This window comes from Actinoalloteichus sp. GBA129-24 (genome assembly GCF_001941645.1).
GTDB lineage: Bacteria > Actinomycetota > Actinomycetes > Mycobacteriales > Pseudonocardiaceae > Actinoalloteichus_A > Actinoalloteichus_A fjordicus.
On the sequence record NZ_CP016077.1, the window covers coordinates 4,306,539 to 4,326,933 of the forward strand.

Below are 20,395 nucleotides of genomic sequence, written 5' to 3' on the forward strand. Positions count from 1 at the left end.
TTCCCGTTCCGGCCGAGCCTGCGGCCCGAGGACGGCCGTCGCTCACCTGGCTCGGCCCGCGGTCTCCAGATAGGACACGAGCACGGTCTGCAACTCCGCCGTCATGGCCGCCTGTTCCGACGGGCTCGCCTCGGCGATCAGCGGGATCATGCCGCGCACGATCTGGATGACGACGGTCACGGTCCGGCTCAGAACGGCCGGGTCCAGTCCGGGCACCAGTGCCCCGATGAGCGCGGCGACCCGACCGTGGATGGCCTGCTGCACGGGGGCGACGGCGGCCCGCAGCGGCGCGGGCATGTCGGTCCTGGCGAACAGGGACTTGAAACCGGGATGCGCGAGGTTGAAGGCGACCAGCGGACCGACGACGCGCTCGACGGCGGCGGACAGCGTGACCCCGGCCGCCGACTCGGTGGCGAGCACCTCGGACCGGAACGCCTGGAGCCGCTCGGCGTAGTGGTCGGCCAGCGCCCGCGCGATGTCGTCCTTGTTCTTGAAGTACTGGTAGAGCGATCCGGGTGAGATCCCGGCCGCCCCGGCGATCGCGTTGGTGGTCGCACCCTCGTAGCCGTGTTCGGCGAACACCGTCGCCGACGCGTGCAGGATCTGCTCGATCCGCCGCTGCCCCCTGGCCTGTCGACGGGGCTCTCCCTGCCTCGCATCGTCGGTCATCAGTGCCCCCTGTTTCGGGATTCATCGGACGAACTAGACAACACGAGCAATTACTCGTATTCTCAGCGCCGTCGCAAACACGAGTACTTACTCGCCTATCGTACAGGGAGCCCGAACTTCCATGGTCGGTCGATTGACAACGCGCTTCCCCAAGTGGGTGCTCGCAGGCGCCGGGCTGTTATTCGTGCTCTTCGCGGTGCTGGCGGCAGGCACGATGGACGCGCTCGCGCTGAACCGCTACGAGGCGTTGAACTCGGAGTCGGTCGCCGCCCGCGAGGTACTCGGCGATCAGTTCGGCACCGGCAGCCCGAACGTGGCGATCCTGGTGGACGCCACCGAAGGAACGGTCGACGACGCCGAGGTCGCCGAGATCGGGCGCGGGATCACCGAGGCGCTCGCCGCGAACCCCGACGTCGGCGACGCCTGGTCCTACTGGAGTCCGAACGCGCCGGAGACCCTCGCGAGCACGGACCGCGAGCATGCCCTCGTCCTGGCCTGGGTGCCCGGCGATGCCGACCACGTGCGCGGCGAGGTCCTGCCCGAGATCGACGAGACAGTCGTGCAGTCGGTCGACAGCCCGGCGGCGGAGGTCGTGCTCGGCGGCGGCGACGAGATCTTCCGCGTGGTCGCGGGGCAGGCCCGCGAGGACTTCCTCCGCGCCGAGATGATCATCCTGCCCCTGGTCGCGCTGCTGCTGTGGGCCGTGTACCGACGCATCGCCCCGGCCCTGGTCACCCTGGGCATCGGCCTGTTCTCCGTCGTGGGCACCCTGGGGATCCTGCGGGTGGTCACGAACTTCACCGAGGTCTCGACCTTCGCCTCCAACATCGCGCTGGTACTGGGCATCGGTCTCGGCGTCGACTACGGCCTCTTCGTCATCTACCGGTTCCGCGAGGAACTCGCGGCAGGCCGGTCCGTCGAGGTCGCCGTGCGCCGCACCGCAGCAGGCGCAGGCCGCACCGTCATCTTCAGCGGACTCACCGTCGCGGCCTCGCTGGCCGTGCTGTTCGTGTTCCCCTTCCCGTTCCTCTCCTCCTTCGCCTATGCGGGCATCGCCGTGGTCGCCACGGCGATCCTCGGCGCCGTCGTCGTGCTGCCCGCCGCGCTCGCCCTGCTCGGACACCGCGTCGTCCGCAAGGGCCCGCAACGCACCGGGGAAGAGGGCTTCTGGCACCGCACCGCGACCAGGGTGATGCGTCGTCCGGTCATCGCGGGCGGCATCGGCCTGGTGGTCCTGCTCGCGTTGGGCGCACCCGCGCTCGGCATCAACTTCGGCTCGCCCGACGACCGGATCATGTCGGCCGACCAGCCCGTCCGGACCATGTACGACACGATCCGCACGGACTTCGCGACCGAGGATGCCGACGCCGTCCAGGTCGTCGCGGCGAACGCCGACGAGCAGGCGCTGCCCGCCTACGCCGCCACGCTCTCCGAGATCCCCGGCGTGCTGCGCGTCGACTCCGCCGCGGGCAGCTTCGCCGAGGGCGACCGCATCGGCGAGCCGGGGCCCGACGGCGCCGAGCGCTTCAGCGACGGCACCGGCACCTGGCTGGCGGTGCTGCCCACCGGCGAGCGGCTGGCGGACGACCCGATCGGGCTGGTCGCCGACGTGCGATCCACCGAGGCGCCGTTCGACGTCCAGGTCGGCGGCTACCCCGCCGAGCTGACCGACTACCGCGACGGGGTCGTGGAACGGCTGCCGCTGGTCCTGGCGCTCATCCTCGTCGTCACCTTCGTCGTGCTCTTCCTGATGACGGGCAGCGTGATCGCGCCGCTCAAGGCCTCGGTGTTGAACCTGCTGTCGCTGTCGGTCATGTTCGGCGTGCTGGTGTGGGGCTTCCAGGAGGGCGCCCTGTCCGGGCTGCTCGGCTTCACCACCACCGGCTCGATCGAACCGAGCATCGTGCTGCTGATGTTCTGCATCGCGTACGGCCTGTCGATGGACTACGAGGTCTTCCTGCTCGCCAGGATCAAGGAGGACTACGACCGGACCGGCGACCTCAACGGGTCGGTGCCGCGCGGCATCGCCCGTTCCGCACCGCTGGTCACCGCCGCCGCCGCACTGCTGGCGGTCTCCTTCGCCGTCTACGCCACCAGCGAGATCACCTTCCTCCAGCAGTTGGGCATCGGCATGGCGCTGGCCGTCATCGTGGACGCGACCCTCATCCGGGGCGTCCTGGTTCCGGCCTTCATGCGCCTGGCGGGCGGGGCGAACTGGTGGGCACCCGGCCCGTTGCGTCGTCTGCACGACCGCATCGGTCTCCGGGAGGACATTCCCGACGAGCCGGGCGACGCGGAACGGGCCGCGCAGGAGTCCCGGCCGACCGACACCGCTCCGGCGCGCTAGGGACCGCGGGGCGATCATGCCGCCGACGCCGGGAGAACCTCGGCGTCGGCGGCATCGCGCGCTCTGCCTCGCCCGGAGCGGGCGGAATCGCTCGCCGACTGTGTGAACCGCACGTCGTCAGTGCACCTCGGCGGCCGCGAGCGTCGGGTAGTCGGTGTAGCCGACGGCGTCGTGGGTGTGCAGAGTGGTCTCGTCGACCGCGTTGAGCGCAGCGTCGCGCGCGAAGCGTTCCGGCAGGTCCGGATTGGCGATGAACGCCCGGCCGTAGGAGACCAGGTCGGCCAGTCCGGCGGCCAGGACGGCCTCGCCGCGCTCCCTGGTCGTCGGGTCGCCGTTCTCGCCGACGTTGGCGACGAGGGTGCCGTGCCAGCGAGGCCGCAGGTCGGCCAACGCCGGATAACGCTCGTCGTCGGTCAGATGCAGATACGCCAGCCCGAGCAGGTCCACCTCGCTCAGCAGCGCCCGGTAGACCGGTGCCGGGTCGGCCTCGCTCATGCCGAACTGCGGATTCCCCGGCGAGAGCCGCAAGCCGGTGCGGTGCGCGCCGACGGCCGAGGCGACCGCGCTGACGACCTCCACCGGGAATCGGATGCGGTCGGCGATCGAGCCGCGCCCGTACTCGTCCGCCCGGAGATTGGTGTTGTCGGCGAGGAACTGGTGGATCAGGTAGCTGTTGGCGCCGTGCAGCTCGATGCCGTCGAAGCCCGCGTCCATCGCGTTGCGCGCCGCCTGGACGTGGTCCGCCACGGCCTGGCGGATCTCGTCCGTGGTCATCGCTCGCGGCACGATCGCGGCGGCCTTCCTCCCGTCGCGGACGTGCACCGGCCCCGGCGCGGCCACCGCCGACGGACCCGCAGGCAGGTCTCCGGTCAGGCGGGCCAGCGGATGGCCCTTGCGTCCGCCGTGCATCAGCTGCGCGAAGATCCGCCCGCCCGCCGCATGGACGGCGTCCGTGACGCCGCGCCAGCCCCGAACGTGCTCGGCGGTCTCCAGACCTGGCAGCCGCCACTCGCTCTGGCCTCGGCTGCTCGGCCAGATCCCCTCGGTGACGATGAGCCCGGCGCCTGCACGCTGGGCGTAGTGCTCGGCGACGATCGGCAGCGGGGTGCCGTCCTCGGCGGCGCGGTGTCGCGTCATCGGCGCCATGACCAGGCGATTGGGCAGTCGCAGCGACGCCGAGGAATACGATCGGAGCAGAGGCGAGGTCGTCATGCCGGTACGGTAGAACTTGACATTGATGTCAGATTCAAGTCCGAGGTCAGATTCGATTCGGTGGGAAGGCGGAGGCCCGATGCGCATCGGTGAACTGGCCCGACGGACGGCCGTGAGCGAGCGCTCCCTGCGCTACTACGAGAAGCAGGGTCTGCTGGCGGCCGAGCGCACGACGGGCGGCCACCGGATCTACCCCGCCGACTCGGTGGATCGGGTCATCCGCATCCAGGAGCTCTTCGCCGCCGGGTTGTGCAGCGCGAAGATCGTCCATATCCTGCCCTGCATCCGGGACGCCGACGGCGGACCCGCCGAGACGGCCACCCCGTTCCTGGTCGACCAGCTCACCGTCGAGCGCGACCGGATCACCCGCACGATCGACGAGCTCGTCCGCTCCCGCGAGGTCCTGGACGAGGTGATCGACACTGCCTCCGGGCCGTGAGCGTTCGTCTCCCGGGTCGCCCCGTGCCGCTCCGCCCGCGATTCGGCCGCGCCGGGGCCCGAGCCTGCCGCTCCGCCAGGAGACCGCCGGGAGCTCGGGCGGCCGGAGCAGCAGCGTCACCGAGGCGAGGTCGCCCCGAGCAGGTGACGATCGAGGAACGCGCCGAGACGCGGTAGGACGACCTCGGGCTCGGCGGCGCCGAAGTGGTCCAGTCCGGCGATGACCTCGACCTCCCAGCCGAAGTCGATCAGTTCCTCTCGCCGCTCGGCGACGGTCGTCCCGAGATGCGCGATGGGTTCGCTGCCCGCGGTGATCTCGTCCGCCCCGCCGACGAAACACATCCGGGGACAGGTGAGGATCGGCTGCGCCGCCCGATCGTCGAAGCCCTGCAAGGCCTCGTAATAGGTGACGAACTGGGGCAGCTGCTCACGGGCGGCGGGCGGGATCGGCGCACCCATTGCGTCGACGTCGACCTCCGCCAGCAGACCGGCATAGCGCAGCATCGCCGCATAGGGTCCGCCCAGCGGCGGGAATCCGGTCATCGCCAGGGCGGTCAGCCGGTCGGTCCGCACGGCGAGCTGCAGGCCTGCGACGCCGCCCCAGGAATAGCCCCACCAGGCGAATTCCTCGGCGTCGACGGCATCGGCGATCGTCAGCAGATCCTCGGTCACGTTGTCCGGCGTGAGCGTCTGCGGTTTGGGTCTGCCCGGATAGCTCATCACCACGACGCGGTATCGATCGGCGAGCCCGTCGATCAGCGTGCGGCAGGATCTCAGGACCTCCTCGCGCAGTGGATGGTCCGGCGGCCGGGGGTCGGCGCTGCCCAGCAGCACCACTGGGCCGTCACCGTGCACCTCGTAGTAGACGTCCTCACCGTCGTGTGCTCGGACGATCGCCATGAGCGCCTCCCTCCTCGGGTCGGGCCATGCTCACACGGTCGACGTCAGACCCGTGTACACCTCGGGTCCGGCCTGCGATCCCGCCCGAGCGGTGATCCCCGCCCGGGACCGCCGAGCCGGACCGCCCGTCGAGTCGACGGGCTGACCGGTCCGCTTCGGCGCCGCCGTGCCACGTCGGCGGACGCGGTCCACACCGGACGAGTGCACAGTGGCCAGTGCGGCGCGGCAGCGCCCGGATGCGGCCGACCGCCGCAACATCCGGTGCGGGCAGGCAGGTCCGGCCGCTCCCGGCCGCTGGGTAACATTTACTAAAAGGTGTTTCACGAGGCCTTCCGCCGCCCGCACCCCGCCGGTTGACTCCGGAGCGAGACCACCGCTCGAAAGGACTCCGATGGCCAACGACCTCGCCGTGACCGAGCCCAGCACCACCCCGGTCGGCACCCGACAGTGGTGGCACGACGCCGTGGTCTACCAGGTCTACTTCCGCAGCTTCGCCGACTCCGACGGCGACGGCATCGGCGACCTCCCCGGCATCCGCTCCCGACTGCCCTATCTGGTCGACCTCGGCGTGGACGCGCTGTGGATCACGCCGTTCTACGCCTCGCCGATGGCCGACGGCGGCTACGACGTGGCGGACTACCGCGCCGTCGATCCGACGGCGGGCACGCTCGACGACGCGGCGGAGCTGATCCGCGAGGCGCACCGGCTGGACCTGCGCGTGATCGTCGACATCGTCCCCAACCACACCTCCGATGCGCATCGTTGGTTCGTCGAGGCGCTGGCCGCGCCGCCGAACTCCCCCGCCCGCGCTCGCTATCACTTCCGGCCCGGCCGAGGCGCGGGCGGCGAGCAACCGCCGAACGACTGGGAGTCGGTGTTCGGCGGACCGGCGTGGACGCGGCTGCCCGACGGCGACTGGTACCTGCACCTGTTCGCGCCGGAACAGCCCGACCTCAACTGGGATCTGCCCGAGGTACGCGAGGAGTTCCTGGACATCCTGCGGTTCTGGCTGGACCTCGGGGTGGACGGCTTCCGGGTCGACGTCGCCCACGGCCTGATCAAGGCCGACGGCCTGCCCGACGTCGGACACGACGACCACGTCCGGCTGCTCGGCGCGGCACCGCTGCCCTTCTTCGACCAGGACGGCGTGCACGAGGTCTATCGCGGCTGGCGGGAGGTGCTGGACTCCTATGACGGCCCGCGCATCGCCGTCGCCGAGGCGTGGACGCCCAGTGCAGAGCGCACCGCCCGCTATCTGGAGCCCGACGAACTGCATCAGGCCTTCAACTTCCACTATCTGCTCGCGGGCTGGTCGGCGCAGGCCCTGCGGACGGTCATCGACGACACCCTGACCTCGATGGCACCGCTGGGCGCCTCGGCGACCTGGGTGCTGGCCAATCACGACGTGACGCGGACCGCGACCAGGCTCGGCGACGGTCCGGAAGGCCTGCGCCGCGCCCGTGCCGCCGCGATGCTCATGCTGGCCCTGCCCGGCTCCGCCTACGTGTACCAGGGCGAGGAACTCGGCCTTCCCGAGGTGCTCGACCTGCCAGAGGAGTCCCTGCAGGACCCGACCTGGGAACGCTCCGGACACACCGATCGGGGCCGCGACGGCTGTCGAGTCCCGCTGCCATGGAGCACCGAGGGCGACTCGCTCGGCTTCAGCCCGGCGGACTCGGCGGTGTCCTGGCTTCCGCAGCCTGCGGGCTGGGCGGAGTTGAGCGTGGCGGCGCAGGAGACCGATCCGCATTCGACCCTGGAGCTGTATCGACAGGCGCTACGGGTACGCCGCGAACACCCCGCCCTCGGCGCGGGCGAGGCGGTGGAGTGGGCGGCGGCTCCCGCCGACGTCCTACGGCTGCTCCGCCGGGACGCCGCCACCGGCCGGGCGGTGACGGTCGTGGCCAATCTCGGCGACCACAGCGTGCGGCTGCCCGGTCTGCACACCGTGCTGCTCGCCTCGGGACGCTACGGAGTCGACGGCGACGACCTCCTGCTCCCGCCCGACACGACCGTGTGGTGGGAGTGCTGAGAGCCTGTCTTCGGTTCCGCTCCGTCGTGGGCGGGGCTCGACGTGGACGAACTGCACGGCGACCGGTGGGAGCCAGGGCGGAGTCATGGTGACCGGCGACGCCGCAGATCGCCGCGCCTGCCCCGCGCAACTCCGACAGCAGGGATCGAGAGGCAGGCTCCGAGAAGCCCCGCAACGGGGTCGGCAGGCCGCGTCTCAGCCGCGCCGCGCGGGCGGCCGGGCCGTGGACTCTCGGACGATCAGCGCGGTGCTCAGCGTCTGGTGCGGATGCTGGTCCTCGCCGTGGACGGCCGAGACCAGGAAGTCCGCGGCCAGCCGCCCCTTGGCCAGGATCGGCTGATTGACGGTCGTCAGCCGGGGACGCAGCCAGGCCGACTCCGGCAGGTCGTCGAATCCCGACACCGAGACCTCGCCGGGGACGGCCAGGCCGAGGTCGTGCAGGGCGTCGAGCGCGCCGATGGCGAGGACGTCGGAGAACGTGACGATCGCGGTGGGCCGGTCACCCGCCATCAACGTCTTGGTCGCGCGATAGCCGTCCATCCTGGTGCACGGCACCTCGAGGACGGCGACGTCGTCGAGGGTCAACTCGGCCCCGGCCAGTGCCTCGGCGACGCCTGCCCTGCGGCGGGCGAGCGGGCCGTGATAGCCCCGGCTCGTCACCGAGGGGCCGGACTCCATCGACAGGATCGCGATCCGGCGATGGCCGAGGGCGAGGAGGTGGGCCACGACCTCGTAGGCGCCGCGCTGATCGTCGATGTCGACGCTGGGCACTCCCTCGGGCGGATCGCTGTCGACCAGGACGAACGGGATACCACGCCGTTGCAGCTCGGCGACCTCGCCTCGGTCGGTCTCCAGCCCGCACACGATGAAGCCGTCGACGGCGGCGTACGGGATCGCCTTGAGCATCGAGTCGGCCACCGGTGGGACGAGCAGGGCGGTGAGGCTCTCCCGATCGCACACCTGGCCCACCCCGACGAGGAAGCGGGAGTGGTACGGGTTCTCCATGATCTTCGCCAGCTCCTGGGGGAACAGCACCCCGAGCGACTGGGTCCGGCCGCGTTGCAGCATCCGCGCAACGGTGTTGGGGGCGTAGTCCAGGCTGCGGGCCGCCGCCAGGATGCGGTCCCTGGTCGCGACCGAGATCCGCGCCGGGTCGTTGAAGGCGAAGGACACGGCGGACCGGGAGACGTTCGCCGCCGCGGCGACGTCCTTGGCGGTGGGGCGCGGCCGGGGTCTGCCCGGCTCCGCACCACTCTCACCTGTGCTCATCGACCGTCCCGTCCAGCTGTGTCTCGACGTCGAGTATGTGGCTCGGCACGGCCCCGCGAAGCTCGCCGAACACGGGCGCCCAGGCGCGGTACGACAGCCCGATGACGGCCGGTCGGTGTTCGGGCGCAGAGGCGGCGACGTGGGGAGACGACACGCCGACAGCTTCGCACACGCCGAGCGGGCGTGGCTGAGCCCGCTGCCCGCTCGACGAGCCGTTCCCCACCCCGGAGTCCCGGGCGGGCCGGTGCCCGCTCGATGACGGTCTCCCCTGGTCTCGGGCTTACTCGCCGTCCGCACCGATCGCCTCGGGCCGCACCGATTTCGGCAGGCCGTCTGACGACCCGCCGAGCACGCGGCGGACAGTGGGGCGGCACCGGCCTGCTGCCGCCGCCGACGCGGATCAGCAGGCGTCGTACTGGTAACCGGGCGTGCCGGGCCTGCTGACGGCGACGTTGCGCAGCACCACGGAGACCGAGTCCCCCACCTCGGCACAGGTGGCGTCGAAGTACTGGCGCTCGTACTCGATCGCGATCAGGTGATCGCCGTAGACCGCGCGGTAGTCCTGGCACTCCTGCCAACGGCCGCAGGACTCGGCGATGGCGAAGTCGAAGCCGATCTGCTCTCGGGAGACCTCGGCGGGCAGCTCGACGGTGTTCTTCTGTGCCGAGGCGAGCTCGAGCGAGTGGGCGACCTCGGTCAGCAGGGTGGCGAACTCGACCGCCTCCTCCTCGCCGAAGGGCACCTGGCCCTCCAGCGGTGTTCCGTCGAACCTGATCCAGGAGTCCAGGTTGTCGTACTCCACTGCCGAGAAGCCCTTGGTCGCGCACGTCTCAATCATGGGTCGCAGGTATTCGATCGCATCCGCCTGCTTCTCCGGCGTGGAGATGTCGACCAGGTACTCCCCGCCCCAGTTCGGGTCGTCACCGAGTTCGCTGAGCACCAGGTGCGCGGGCCAGTTGGACTGTGCATCCGGCCGGTCGAGGCCGCCGTCGTCGCTCTGGGTCTGGAAGGCGTTGACGTAGCAGATCCCGTAGGCGCCGTCGGGCGACTCGCCTGCGTACCAGTCCCGGGACACGACGTCGACTCCGTCGGGCAGCGGGTAGTCCCCGCCGATCTGGTAGTCGAAGGTCGCGTCGATCGGCGGAGCGCTCCAGGCCTGCTCGGGTAACGCGGTCACCCCGGAGGTGAGTTCGGGGGCCGCGACGGCGCAGCTCGCCGCCAGGGGGATCGCGAGGGCCAGAACCGAGACGCGACGAATCATGACGGCATCCTTCTCGATCGATCTGCGGAGGCGCGCACCCACGGGCCCGGCTGCTTCGAGTTCGGCCCGTCGCCGCGCGTCATGATCTTGCGGACGGTCCTCACCCTACGACGCCTTCGGTGGGAGATTCCCCGATTCGTCGCCCGCTCTGCCGCCAGGGAACCGGACAGGTCGCTTGCCTCGATCGGCGGGCCTGCCCCCGCGACGGCGGCGCACGACTGCGGCGGTGCGATCCACTTCGGCCGTCCACAGTCGACCGATGTGACTCAGGTCACTCAGAATCCGAGATCGTTTCGGAACCAGCGACCGGTCTGCGACGACTAGTCGGTGCACGGATGGCACGAGCGACAGGTCGGGGACCGCGAGGGCCGGCAGGAGTCGAAGGACGCCTGCCGACGCACGCGCACGGTGCCGACGTCGTCGTTCGGCGACGCCCGAGGAGGTGACCGCAGATGCGCAAGAAGGTGATGACGGCGAAGATCCGCCGGAAGAAGACCCGTACTCGCACCCTCACCAACCACGGCTGATCCTGACGACGCATCACCGCCGACGTCGCCGAGACGGCGTCGGAAGACGGTGATCGAACAGATCGGCAGCAGTACCCGGTCGGCGTCGCGGGCGTGGAGACGTCGCGCCTGCGACGCCGACCGGTCGGTCGACGACGACGCGGACGCGGAAGGCGAGGTTCAGGTGGAGTACCGACGTTCCCGCAGCCTGGCACTGTACTGGCACGACGGTGAACTGACCGTGGAGAACTATCTGGAGACCCGCTCGACGGACGAGGAGCAGGACAACGCGCTCGCCATCGACGAGGAGACCGTGACGCTGCTCAGCCGCTTCGAGGAGTTCTCCGACGTCGACGAGGTGGTCGCGTCCTTCCCCGAGCACGACCCCGACTCCGTCCGCAAGGCCGTCCTGGGGCTGGCCGAGGACGGGCTGCTGCTGACCCGCGACGAGACCGAGCGGGAGGACCGACTGCTGGCGACCTGGGGCGCCTGGGGCGAAGAGGCCCGCTACTTCCACTTCGGCACCCGCAACGCGATCTACTCCGGCGACAGCCTGGAACAGCGTCGCTCCGACGCCCGGTGGATCAGGGAGACCGGCGGCGAACCGCCCGCGATCTTCAAGAGCTACCCCGACGCGCCGCGCGTGTACCTGCCCCGGCTGCCCCGCCGCATCGACGACGACTTCGTCGACGTCCTCACCCGCCGCCGCACCCACCGCGTGTTCACCGGCGAGCAGGTGAGCCTGGCCGACTTCGCGACCGCGCTGTACTACACCTTCGCGCCCATGCAGCTCTACGACGCGGGCGACCTCGGCACGCTCATGCTGCGGACGAGCCCGTGCGGCGGCGCCCGACACGAGCTGGAGGGCTATGTCGGGGTGTTCGACGTGCAGGGTGTGGCGCCGGGGCTCTACCACTACAACGCCGAGAGTCACGCGCTGGAGCTGATCGACGCCGACTTCGATCGTGATCGGCTGCACCGGCTCACCTACGAGTCGGAGATGTGCACGCCGTCGGCCTTCGTCTGCTTCGTCACCGCCGTCTTCGAGCGCACCATGTACAAGTACCGGCATCCGCGCGCCTACCGGGTGACGCTGCTGAGCGCAGGCCACCTGGGGCAGACCTTCGTGCTCACCAGCACGGCGCTGGGCCTCGGCGCCTGGCAGACGGCCGCGTTCCGGGATGACGAACTCGATGCCGCGCTCGGCGTGGACGGCTTCGCCGAAGGCGTGTTGTACATGTTCGGCGCGGGCCATCCGGTGTACGCGGCGGACGGGATGCCCGCCGGGATCTCCCGCGCCGGACTCGTCGATCCGACCGCGCTCATCGCCCGGCATCCGACCTCAGGCGGCGACCAGGCGTGAGCCGTCGCCTCGGCAGGTCGCAGGCCCCGGTGGCTGATCCCGCTTCGGCGCCGGGGCCCGACATCGGCGGGCGCGTGCGGCGCGGTCACACGACGTCGTCGGCCGTCCGGTGCTCGCGCGAGCACCGGACCCCCGGCACGGTGCCACCGCGAGCGGCCATGATCGACTCGTCCCGGACGGTCGAGACGTCGAGCGACCCGGCGTCCCGGTCCATCGAGCGGCCCGCAGGCGACGCCCACGACTCAGCTGCCGAGGCACGACGCGCAGCAGGCGGCACGCGGGCGTCCTGACGGGCGATGGCGGCGGCGCAGGCCGCCGGTTACAACAAGGAGATGACGGTGGAACGTACCGACGACAGCCCGAGATCCTCGCGCGGCGACCTGCGGACCGACCTGGGTTCGACGGCGGTCGAGCTGGTGGTCGCCGCGCTGCTGACCGCCGCGGTGTACGCCCTGCTGTATCAGCGGATCGAGGCGGAGACCTCGGACACCACCCTGGTCATGCCGTTCATGAGCGACGCGGCGACGCACTGGCCGTACTGGCTCAGCCAGGCGTTCGGCTGGACGGCGCTGCTGTGGTCCTGGGTGACGGTGCTGCTCGGGCTGGCCGTCTCTGGCAGGTCGCCCGGCTGGCTGCCGCTCTCCCCGGCGCGACTGGAGCGGCTGCACCGGTCGACGAGCCTCACCACGATCGTGTTGATCTTCGCGCACGCGCTCGTGCTGGCGTGGGACCCCGCCGACCCCAACCTGGCGGGCAGCTTCATCCCGTGGATGTACTCGCATCCGCCCGGCCGATTCGGCGTCGCGCTCGGCGTCATCGCCTTCTGGCTGGCCATTCCGCTGGGGCTGTCGTTCTATCTGCGCAGGCGCATCGGTCCCCGGCTCTGGCGGATCACGCATCGTTTCGTGATCGTCGTCTACATCCTGGGTGTGTGGCATACCCTGCTGTGGGGGACGAACGTGTGGTTCGACGGAACCGCGCGGCTCGTGCTGTGGGCCCTGCAGATTCCCGTCGCGGTCCTGCTCGTCCTGCGGCTGGTGGAACCCGCTCGACGACGTGAGCGACTCGGGCTGCGCCCCGCCGAGCTGCGCGGCAACCTCACCGCAGGCACCCTCGCCCGGCTCGGCGGCAGGCTGATCGCCGCCCTCGCCGCCGTCGCGCTCCTCGTCGTGGTCGTCACCGGCTCCATCGGCGGACGCGACCGCGACGACTACGAGCGGGTGCCCGCAAGCGAGCAGCAGGATCACGACCACAGTCATTAAGCCTGCCGGGTGGTGATCCAGCCGCTCTGGATCACCACCCGGCCGAGGGCGACCGCGTTTCAGACTCAGACGCGAGTGTCGCTGCGGTCGAGCAGCATCGACGTGACCGCGACGATCACTGCGGTCAGCACGACGGCGACGAGGACCACGAACGCCGCACTCTGCAGGGTCAGCGCGGAGGCCTCGAAGCTCGTGGCCTCCCCGGAGACGAGGGCCGTGCCGATCTGCGTGGCCTGGGTGAGCAGCGCATAGGGCAGCACGGCGACGACGTCGACTCCCAGGAGCAGCGCCATCGTGCAGGCTCCGGTGCAGACGAGCGCGATCGCGACCGGCGCCGCGAAGGAGCGGAAGAACGTCGAGAGCGCCGACTGCAGTGCGGCCACGGGAACACACGCGACGATCACCAGGACGCTGCTGACGTAGTACTCGGCGGGCAGCATCCCCGGAAGTCCGAATGCGACCCTGCCGAGCACGATCACGGTCGCGACGAAGACGAGCTGCATCGCGGCGGCGAGGACGGCGATCGCCGCGAGCTTGCCGAGCACGACGTGTGCGGTGGGGACCGGGCCGCTCATGAGGGCGTTCCAGTTGCTGTTGCGGTGTTCGACGCGCCAGACGAGCGAGGCGAGGATCGCGATCCCCACCGAGAGGATCACCATGCCGTAGAACCCGATCGATCTGATCCAGAGGGTGTGCCAGCCGTCGGCGAATCCGCCGTCACCGGCGAGGGTGCTCACCGAGCCCGCGATCACCATGATGACCGGGAGGAGGACGACGACCGCCCAGCTGGTGGAACGCTTGAGTTTCAGGAACTCGGACGTGACGGGACCCATGGTCATGCCTCCTGACGGTCGAAGCGCCCGGTGACGAGCACGAACAGGCCACCGCCGACGACGGCGAGACCGAGGACGCTGAGCCGGGGAAGGTCGAAGTACACCAATTCCTCGCCGACGTAATCCGCCGGGGCGGTGAGCGAGTAGTAGCCCCAGGGGGTCAGGTGTGCTGCCCACGGCGGCAGGATGGAACTGAAGACGGCGAGGAAGATCCCGACGACGCCGACACCGAGACTGACGAGCTGGTTCTCGATCCGGGCGGCGAGCAGGATCTGGCAGGCCAGGACGGCAAGGTTGATCACGGTCAGCGAGGCGATGTACTCCGCCCACCGCCCGATCGGCACCGGCGCCGAGACGCCGATCGCCGCCCCGAGACCGATCAGCAGCGCTCCCCACGCCACGGTCGCCGAGGTGACCAGGAGCCCGAGTGCGACGAACTTCGCCCGGCAGAGCCGTCCCGGCGTCAGGCCGGACGTCGCGGAGGCCAGCCACCCGTTTCCGGAATGCTCGATCTCCACCTGACGACTGGCGAGCACGGCCAGCACCACCGGGGAGACCAATGAGACTCCCATGCCGAGACCGGCGAACAGCACCTTCCATCCGTACCCGTCGGGGTCGTCGAGCCTGCCGAGCACACCCGACCCGAAGGCGGTGAACGCCGCCATCCCCACCGCACCGACCACCAGCAGCGCGACGACGAGACCGGCCTTGAGACCTCGCATCTTGGCGAACTCGTTCGCGACGGCCTTCGTGCTCATCGTCTTCCCGGCGAGCATCCGCGCCGTCACAGCCCGCCGCCCTCGGTGAGGGACAGGAAGACGTCCTCGAGGGTCTGCTCGTCGCGGCGGACGCCGTAGACGCCGATGCGTTCCCCGACGAGGGCAGCCACCACACCGGCGGCGCCTTGGTTCTTGAGCCCGGGGACTCGGAGGATGCCGTCCGCCACCGTGACGTCCAGGCCGGGCTTCAGGAGTGCCTGCGCCCTGCGCGGATCGGAGCATTCGATGAGGACATCCGGCGTCGAGGCCGTGGAGAGCTCGTCTCGGGTGCCCTGGAAGATCATCCGCCCGCCGGAGAGGATGCCGAGCATCGTGGCGGTCTTGTCGATCTCGCCGAGGAGATGGCTGGAGACCAGGACGGTGACGCCGTCGTCGGCCAGCCGTCGAAGGAGATCGCGAATCTCCTCGATCCCGGCGGGGTCGAGCCCGTTGGTGGGTTCGTCGAGGATGAGCAGCCTCGGCTGCCGCGCGAGCGCCATGGCGATGCCCAGGCGCTGCTTCATGCCGAGGGAGTAGTCGCGGACCTTCTTGTCCAGCTGCCCCTGCATCCGCACCGTCTGCACCGCGAACTCGATCTGCTTGTCGTGCAGATCAAGGAGACGCGCGACGATGCGCAGGTTCTCCCGGCCGGTCAGATGCGCATATCCCGGCGGGGCTTCGATGAGCGAACCGATGCTGCCGAGCTGCTGCCTGCGGGTGGCACGAGTCATGGGTCGACCCATGATCCGGACTTCACCCTCAGACGGGCGGACGAGGGAGAGCAGCATCTTCATCGTGGTGGACTTGCCCGACCCGTTCGGGCCGAGGAACCCGTACACGCACCCTTCCGGGACGCGCAGGTTCAGATCCTCCACGACGGTGCGTGCACCGTACTTCTTGGTGAGGTGATCCGTGGCGACAATGCAGGACATGCCTGCAACGGTGTCAAGATCACCGGCTCGGCTCGTCTGCTGGAACGACTATCTTTCGCTAGTCGTGTCGTTGACGAGTCGCCGGAGCGTAGTCGGCCTGTTTACCTGCCGTCCTGTGCGGACGAGCGTGCGGCGGTGCCTGCTCAGTTCCTGCCGCCTGCGACGAGACCGATCTTGTAGGCGAGAACGACGGCCTGCACCCGGTCACGGAGGCCCAATTTGGTCACGATGCGGCCGACGTGGACGCGGACGGTGTTCTCCGCGATCACCAGCGCATCGGCGATCTCCGCGTTCGACAGTCCCTCGGCCATCCGCGCCAGCACCTCGCGTTCCCGCGCGGTCAGTCCCGACAGCCGAGAACCGGTCCAGGGTTCGCCGTCGTCTCGGCGCGGCGGCCGCCCGGCGGCGAAGTGGTCGAGCAGCCGCCTCGTGGTGCTCGGCGCGACGACGGCGTCGCCCCGGTGCACGTGGACGATCGCGGCGGCCAGCTCGTCCAGCGTCGCGTCCTTGAGCAGGAATCCGCTCGCGCCCGCCTGGATGGCGTCGTAGGCGTACTCGTCCAGATCGAAGGTGGTCAGCACCAGCACCTGCGGGCCGCCCCCGACCCGGATGCGGCGGGTCGCCGCCACGCCGTCCATGCGCGGCATCCGGACATCCATGAGCACCACGTCGGCCTCGACCGTGCGGAGCAGCTCGAGGGCGGTGTCGCCGTCATCGGCCTCGCCGACCACGGCGAACTCGGGTCGGGTGCTCAACAGCATCCGGAAGCCCGCCCGGTACATCTCCTGGTCGTCGACCAGCATGATGCGGATCGTCACCGGTCACCCTCGATCGGCAGCACCGCGCGGACGTCGAAGCCGCCGCGCAGGCGAGGGCCTGCATGCAGGGTGCCGCCGTAGGCGGTGATCCGCTCGCGCATTCCGATCAACCCGTGTCCGCCCTTCCCACCCGTCCAGGGATCCTCGGGCGGATTCTGCCCGTCGTCACGGACGCGCAGTTCGACGGCATCCTCGTGGTAGTGCACGGCCACGTCGACGATGCTCAGCAGCGTACCGCCGTGTCGCCGTGCGTTCGTGAGTGCTTCCTGGATGATGCGGTAGGCGGCGAGGTCCATCCCGGCGGGCAGCGCCACCGGATCGCCGACCACCGCCACATCGACGCGAAGCCCCGTCGCACGCAGCTCGTCGACCAGCCGATCCAGTCCGGCCAGGCCCGGCTGTGGGACGCGCGAGGCGGTGTCGTCATCGCGAAGCACGTCGAGCATGCGTCGCATCTCCGTCATCGCGGCCCGGCCGGTGTCCCGGACCCGTGCCATCGCACGACCGGCCTCCACGGGCGCCGTCTCGACGGTCCGCGACGCAGCGTCGGCCATCACCACCATGGTGCCGAGGCTGTGCGAGACGATGTCGTGGATCTCCCTGGCGATCCGGGCCCGTTCCTCGGCGGCGGAGATCCGCGCCTGAGCGTCCCGCTGCCGCTCCAGTTCCCGCGCACGATCGCGCAGACTCGCCACCAGCTCCCGGCGGGCTCGCTGCAGTGTGCCCGCCAGCCACACCAGCAGAACGCCGATCATGAACTGCACCATGGCGCCGACGCCGAGGTAGCCGTCGTCGACGTACGGCATGGCGGCGACGGGCAGCCACAGCAGCACCGCCACCACGGACCATCCGCTCTGTGTCCAGGGAAAGCGTGCGGCGAGCGAGAACACCGCGAACACCAGCGTCACGTCCGCAACGAGGAGTCCCGCATCGAACAGCACCTGCACGCAGGCGGCGGCGAACATGACCCCGAACGCCGCGACCGGGTGCGCGCGGCGGAACAGATACGGCACGCACAGGAACACCGAGACACCCAGCAGTCCGAAGACCACCGCCTGCTCGGCGTGCTCGAGGAACGTCGTGATGTGCGAACCGCTGTACGCGAAGATCACGGCGATGGTGATCCCGTCGATCAGTCGGGAGTGCCGTGAAGACCAGTTACTCGCCGTCGTCGGGCTCACGGACGCACCGACGGGCTGTCGCATCACCGGTCGCGTCGCACCCTTCATGCAACCGGAGACTACCGTCGCCATGGACCCGTCCCCTCGGCCGCGAAATCCGCGCGCGATGCGCCGCGGACCGCCCCGACGTCGCGAGTCAGGTCCACTGTTTCACACACTGATCAAACGATTTCTGCAAGAATTTTCAGTCGGCTCGCCGCCGGTAGTGCTCTCAATCCGTCGCAGGTACGACGGCAATCGCCGATCGAGCAGCCCGTGCTCCTCCGCCGATCTCGACGGCCGAATCGCCCTATCCCAACGAACACACTGCTCCGACGGCGAATCGACATGGCGCGCACCGGCACTCGACACGGGCTGACGGGCGAATCGAACTCAGGGTCGTCAGGCCTTGACGACGACTCCCTGAGTCTTTACCTTCAGAACACATCCCGGAAACCCTGCAAATTCTTCCCTACTCTTGCAAGGCATTGTCACGCCCGAGCGGCGTGCCGTCGACATGCCCTGCTCCGCTTGAGGTGTCGCGGCCGCCCACTCCGCCGCGCCGGGCTGTTTCACGCGTTCCAAGGAGGCAACCGTGAGATCGAGATCCCGTTCCACCACCCGGCCCAGACTCGGCCGATTACTCGCAGGCCTGCTCGCGGGCGTGCTCGCGACGTCCACGGCCACCGGAGTGCTGGCCGCACCGGAGGCCGAGGCGGCGCCGCCCGGCGACAAGGACGTCACCGCTGTGCTCTTCGAGCAGACCTTCTCGTCGGTGGCCCGCGCCTGCACCGAGGTCCTCGGGCCGAAGGGCTACGGCTACGTGCAGGTCTCCCCGCCGCAGGAACGCATCCAGGGCCCGCAGTGGTGGACCGCCTACCAGCCCGTCAGCTACCGGATCGCAGGCCCGCTCGGCGACAGGGCCGCGTTCCAGTCGATGATCTCCACCTGCAACAACGCCGGTGTCGACGTGATCGTGGACGCCGTCGTCAACCACATGTCCGCCGGTTCCGGGACCGGGACGGGCGGCACTCAGTACTCCAAGTACAACTATCCCGGCCACTACCAGGATCAGGACTTCCACGGCTGTCGGCAGCCGATCAACAACTACAACGACCGCTACAACGTCCAGCAGTGCGAACTGGTCGGCCTCTCGGACCTGAACACCGGCAGCGAGTACGTGCGCTCCGAGATCGCCGAGTATCTGAACGACCTGATCTCGATGGGCGTCGACGGGTTCCGCGTCGACGCGGTCAAGCACATGGCCACCGACGATCTCCGCGCCATCAAGAGCAGGCTGTCGAATCCGAACGTCTACTGGGTTCAGGAGGCCATCTTCGGCGCGGGCGAGGCCGTGAGTCCCGCTGAGTACCTCCAGAACGGGGACGTGCAGGAGTTCCGCTACGCCACCGGACTCAAGCGGGTCTTCACCGATGAGAGCCTGGCGTATCTGGCGAACTACGGCGAGGCCTGGGGATTCATGCCCGCCGGGCAGTCCGGGGTGTTCATCGCCAATCACGACACCGAGCGCAACGGCTCGACCATGAACTACCGGGACGGCGCGGCCTACACCCTGGCCCACGTGTTCATGCTGGCGCACCCCTACGGCACGCCCTCGGTGCACTCCGGCTACGACTTCTCCGACCACGACGCGGGCGCGCCCGGCGGCGGGAACGTCGGCGCCTGCTACAGCGGCGGCTGGCGTTGTCAGCACGCCTGGCCGCAGATCGCCAACATGGTCGGCTTCCGCAACGCCGCAGGCGACGCGGGCATCACGAACTGGTGGGACAACGGCAACGACGCCATCGCCTTCGGTCGAGGCGACCGGGCCTTCGTGGCGATCAACCACGAGGGATCGAGCATCACCCAGACCTTCCAGACCTCGCTGCCTGCGGGAACCTACTGCGACGTCCAGCACGGCGATCCGACCTCGGGCGGCGGCTGCACCGGCACCACCTACACCGTCGACGGCGGCGGCCGGTTCACCGCGACCATCGGCGCCCACGACGCCGTGGCCCTCCACGTCGGCGCCACCGGCAGCCCCGGACCCGGCCCAGGCCCTGGACCGGACCCCGGCCGGACCGGTGCGGCGTTCAGCGTGACCGCGACGACGTCCTGGGGCGAGAACATCCTCGTCGTGGGCGACCACGCGGGCCTCGGGGCGTGGAACCCGGCGGCTGCGGTGCCGCTGTCCTCGGCGAGCTACCCGACCTGGACCGGGGACGTCTCGCTGCCCGCAGGCACCGTGGTGCAGTACAAGTACCTGCGCAAGGGCGCGAACGGCTCGGTCACCTGGGAGAGCGGCGCCAATCGCAGCGCCACCGTGCCCGCCAGCGGGGTGGTCCGGATGACGGACGCCTGGCGCGGTTGATCGTCTGACACCGCCCGCGCCGACGTTGCGACCTTCTCCGCCGCGCCCGGCCCTCGTCTCGGACGGGGCCGGGCGCCCGGCTTGCGTCCTGCGCTGTGGCGAGCCCTGCTGTGGCAAGCCCTGCCCTGCTCCTTGCGTGCGGGTGGCCGGACGCCGGCTGGCTGCGTGCGGAATGCCCGCTGCCACGCGGGATCTCGCGCGCACCGCCTGCGGGCCGAACGCCCGGCGACGTGTCCGCGCCCGTCCGCCGCGCCCGCCTGCCCT

Annotated in this window: 16 protein-coding genes; 6 read left to right on the forward strand and 10 right to left on the reverse strand. The window is 70.2% G+C overall.

The annotated features are described in order from the left end of the window. Positions 1–42 precede the first annotated feature (42 nt). Entirely contained in the window at positions 43–669 is a 627-nt protein-coding gene (locus UA75_RS18550; RefSeq protein ID WP_075741327.1) for a TetR/AcrR family transcriptional regulator, read from the reverse strand. A 133-nt stretch (positions 670–802) separates the two neighbouring features. Between UA75_RS18550 and UA75_RS18555 the strand changes: the two genes are divergently transcribed. Continuing rightward, positions 803–3,016: an MMPL family transporter gene (locus tag UA75_RS18555; protein WP_232237314.1), complete on the forward strand. Its 2,214-nt coding sequence runs from the start codon at positions 803–805 to the stop codon at positions 3,014–3,016. Positions 3,017–3,133: 117 nt separating this feature from the next. Here the strand turns inward: UA75_RS18555 and UA75_RS18560 are convergent, their stop codons facing one another. Continuing rightward, positions 3,134–4,228, reverse strand: coding sequence for an alkene reductase (locus tag UA75_RS18560; RefSeq protein WP_075741328.1), 1,095 nt, complete (start codon positions 4,226–4,228; stop codon positions 3,134–3,136). 79 nt (positions 4,229–4,307) lie between these two features. On the opposite strand from UA75_RS18560, the gene UA75_RS18565 reads away from it, so the two are divergent. Beyond that, on the forward strand, positions 4,308–4,667 hold the full coding sequence (locus UA75_RS18565; protein ID WP_075741329.1) for a MerR family transcriptional regulator: 360 nt from the start codon (positions 4,308–4,310) through the stop codon (positions 4,665–4,667). 116 nt (positions 4,668–4,783) lie between these two features. On the opposite strand, the gene UA75_RS18570 is transcribed toward UA75_RS18565, so the two are convergent. Further along, the gene (locus UA75_RS18570) at positions 4,784–5,566 is read right to left on the reverse strand and encodes an alpha/beta fold hydrolase (RefSeq protein ID WP_075741330.1); all 783 of its coding nucleotides are present in this window, start codon (positions 5,564–5,566) and stop codon (positions 4,784–4,786) included. Positions 5,567–5,957: 391 nt separating this feature from the next. On the opposite strand from UA75_RS18570, the gene UA75_RS18575 reads away from it, so the two are divergent. Then, positions 5,958–7,598: a glycoside hydrolase family 13 protein gene (locus UA75_RS18575; protein WP_075741331.1), complete on the forward strand. Its 1,641-nt coding sequence runs from the start codon at positions 5,958–5,960 to the stop codon at positions 7,596–7,598. Between the two features lie 195 nt (positions 7,599–7,793). On the opposite strand, the gene UA75_RS18580 is transcribed toward UA75_RS18575, so the two are convergent. Both UA75_RS18580 and UA75_RS18590 read right to left on the reverse strand, forming a co-directional pair. Then, positions 7,794–8,867: a LacI family DNA-binding transcriptional regulator gene (locus UA75_RS18580; RefSeq protein ID WP_075741332.1), complete on the reverse strand. Its 1,074-nt coding sequence runs from the start codon at positions 8,865–8,867 to the stop codon at positions 7,794–7,796. A gap of 400 nt (positions 8,868–9,267) precedes the next feature. Beyond that, complete coding sequence (locus tag UA75_RS18590; protein ID WP_075743945.1) at positions 9,268–10,128, reverse strand: endo alpha-1,4 polygalactosaminidase; 861 nt, start codon at positions 10,126–10,128, stop codon at positions 9,268–9,270. A gap of 690 nt (positions 10,129–10,818) precedes the next feature. Between UA75_RS18590 and UA75_RS18600 the strand changes: the two genes are divergently transcribed. Beyond that, complete coding sequence (locus UA75_RS18600; RefSeq protein ID WP_198042768.1) at positions 10,819–11,997, forward strand: SagB/ThcOx family dehydrogenase; 1,179 nt, start codon at positions 10,819–10,821, stop codon at positions 11,995–11,997. Between the two features lie 296 nt (positions 11,998–12,293). Further along, complete coding sequence (locus UA75_RS18605; protein ID WP_075741336.1) at positions 12,294–13,259, forward strand: ferric reductase-like transmembrane domain-containing protein; 966 nt, start codon at positions 12,294–12,296, stop codon at positions 13,257–13,259. 65 nt (positions 13,260–13,324) lie between these two features. Here the strand turns inward: UA75_RS18605 and UA75_RS18610 are convergent, their stop codons facing one another. The 5 genes from UA75_RS18610 to UA75_RS18630 all read right to left on the reverse strand — a co-directional run bounded on the left by UA75_RS18610 (position 13,325) and on the right by UA75_RS18630 (position 17,781). Then, entirely contained in the window at positions 13,325–14,092 is a 768-nt protein-coding gene (locus tag UA75_RS18610; protein WP_075741337.1) for an ABC transporter permease, read from the reverse strand. Positions 14,093–14,094: 2 nt separating this feature from the next. After that, positions 14,095–14,850: an ABC transporter permease gene (locus UA75_RS18615; RefSeq protein WP_075743946.1), complete on the reverse strand. Its 756-nt coding sequence runs from the start codon at positions 14,848–14,850 to the stop codon at positions 14,095–14,097. Positions 14,851–14,876: 26 nt separating this feature from the next. Beyond that, positions 14,877–15,782, reverse strand: a complete 906-nt coding sequence (locus UA75_RS18620) for an ABC transporter ATP-binding protein (RefSeq protein WP_075741338.1) — start codon at positions 15,780–15,782, stop codon at positions 14,877–14,879. Between the two features lie 143 nt (positions 15,783–15,925). Further along, on the reverse strand, positions 15,926–16,585 hold the full coding sequence (locus tag UA75_RS18625; RefSeq protein WP_198043134.1) for a response regulator: 660 nt from the start codon (positions 16,583–16,585) through the stop codon (positions 15,926–15,928). An 11-nt stretch (positions 16,586–16,596) separates the two neighbouring features. Further along, positions 16,597–17,781, reverse strand: a complete 1,185-nt coding sequence (locus UA75_RS18630) for a sensor histidine kinase (RefSeq protein ID WP_198042769.1) — start codon at positions 17,779–17,781, stop codon at positions 16,597–16,599. A gap of 574 nt (positions 17,782–18,355) precedes the next feature. Here UA75_RS18630 and UA75_RS18635 point away from each other — a divergent pair. Next, positions 18,356–20,131, forward strand: coding sequence for a carbohydrate-binding module family 20 domain-containing protein (locus UA75_RS18635; protein ID WP_075741340.1), 1,776 nt, complete (start codon positions 18,356–18,358; stop codon positions 20,129–20,131). Positions 20,132–20,395: the final 264 nt, after the last annotated feature.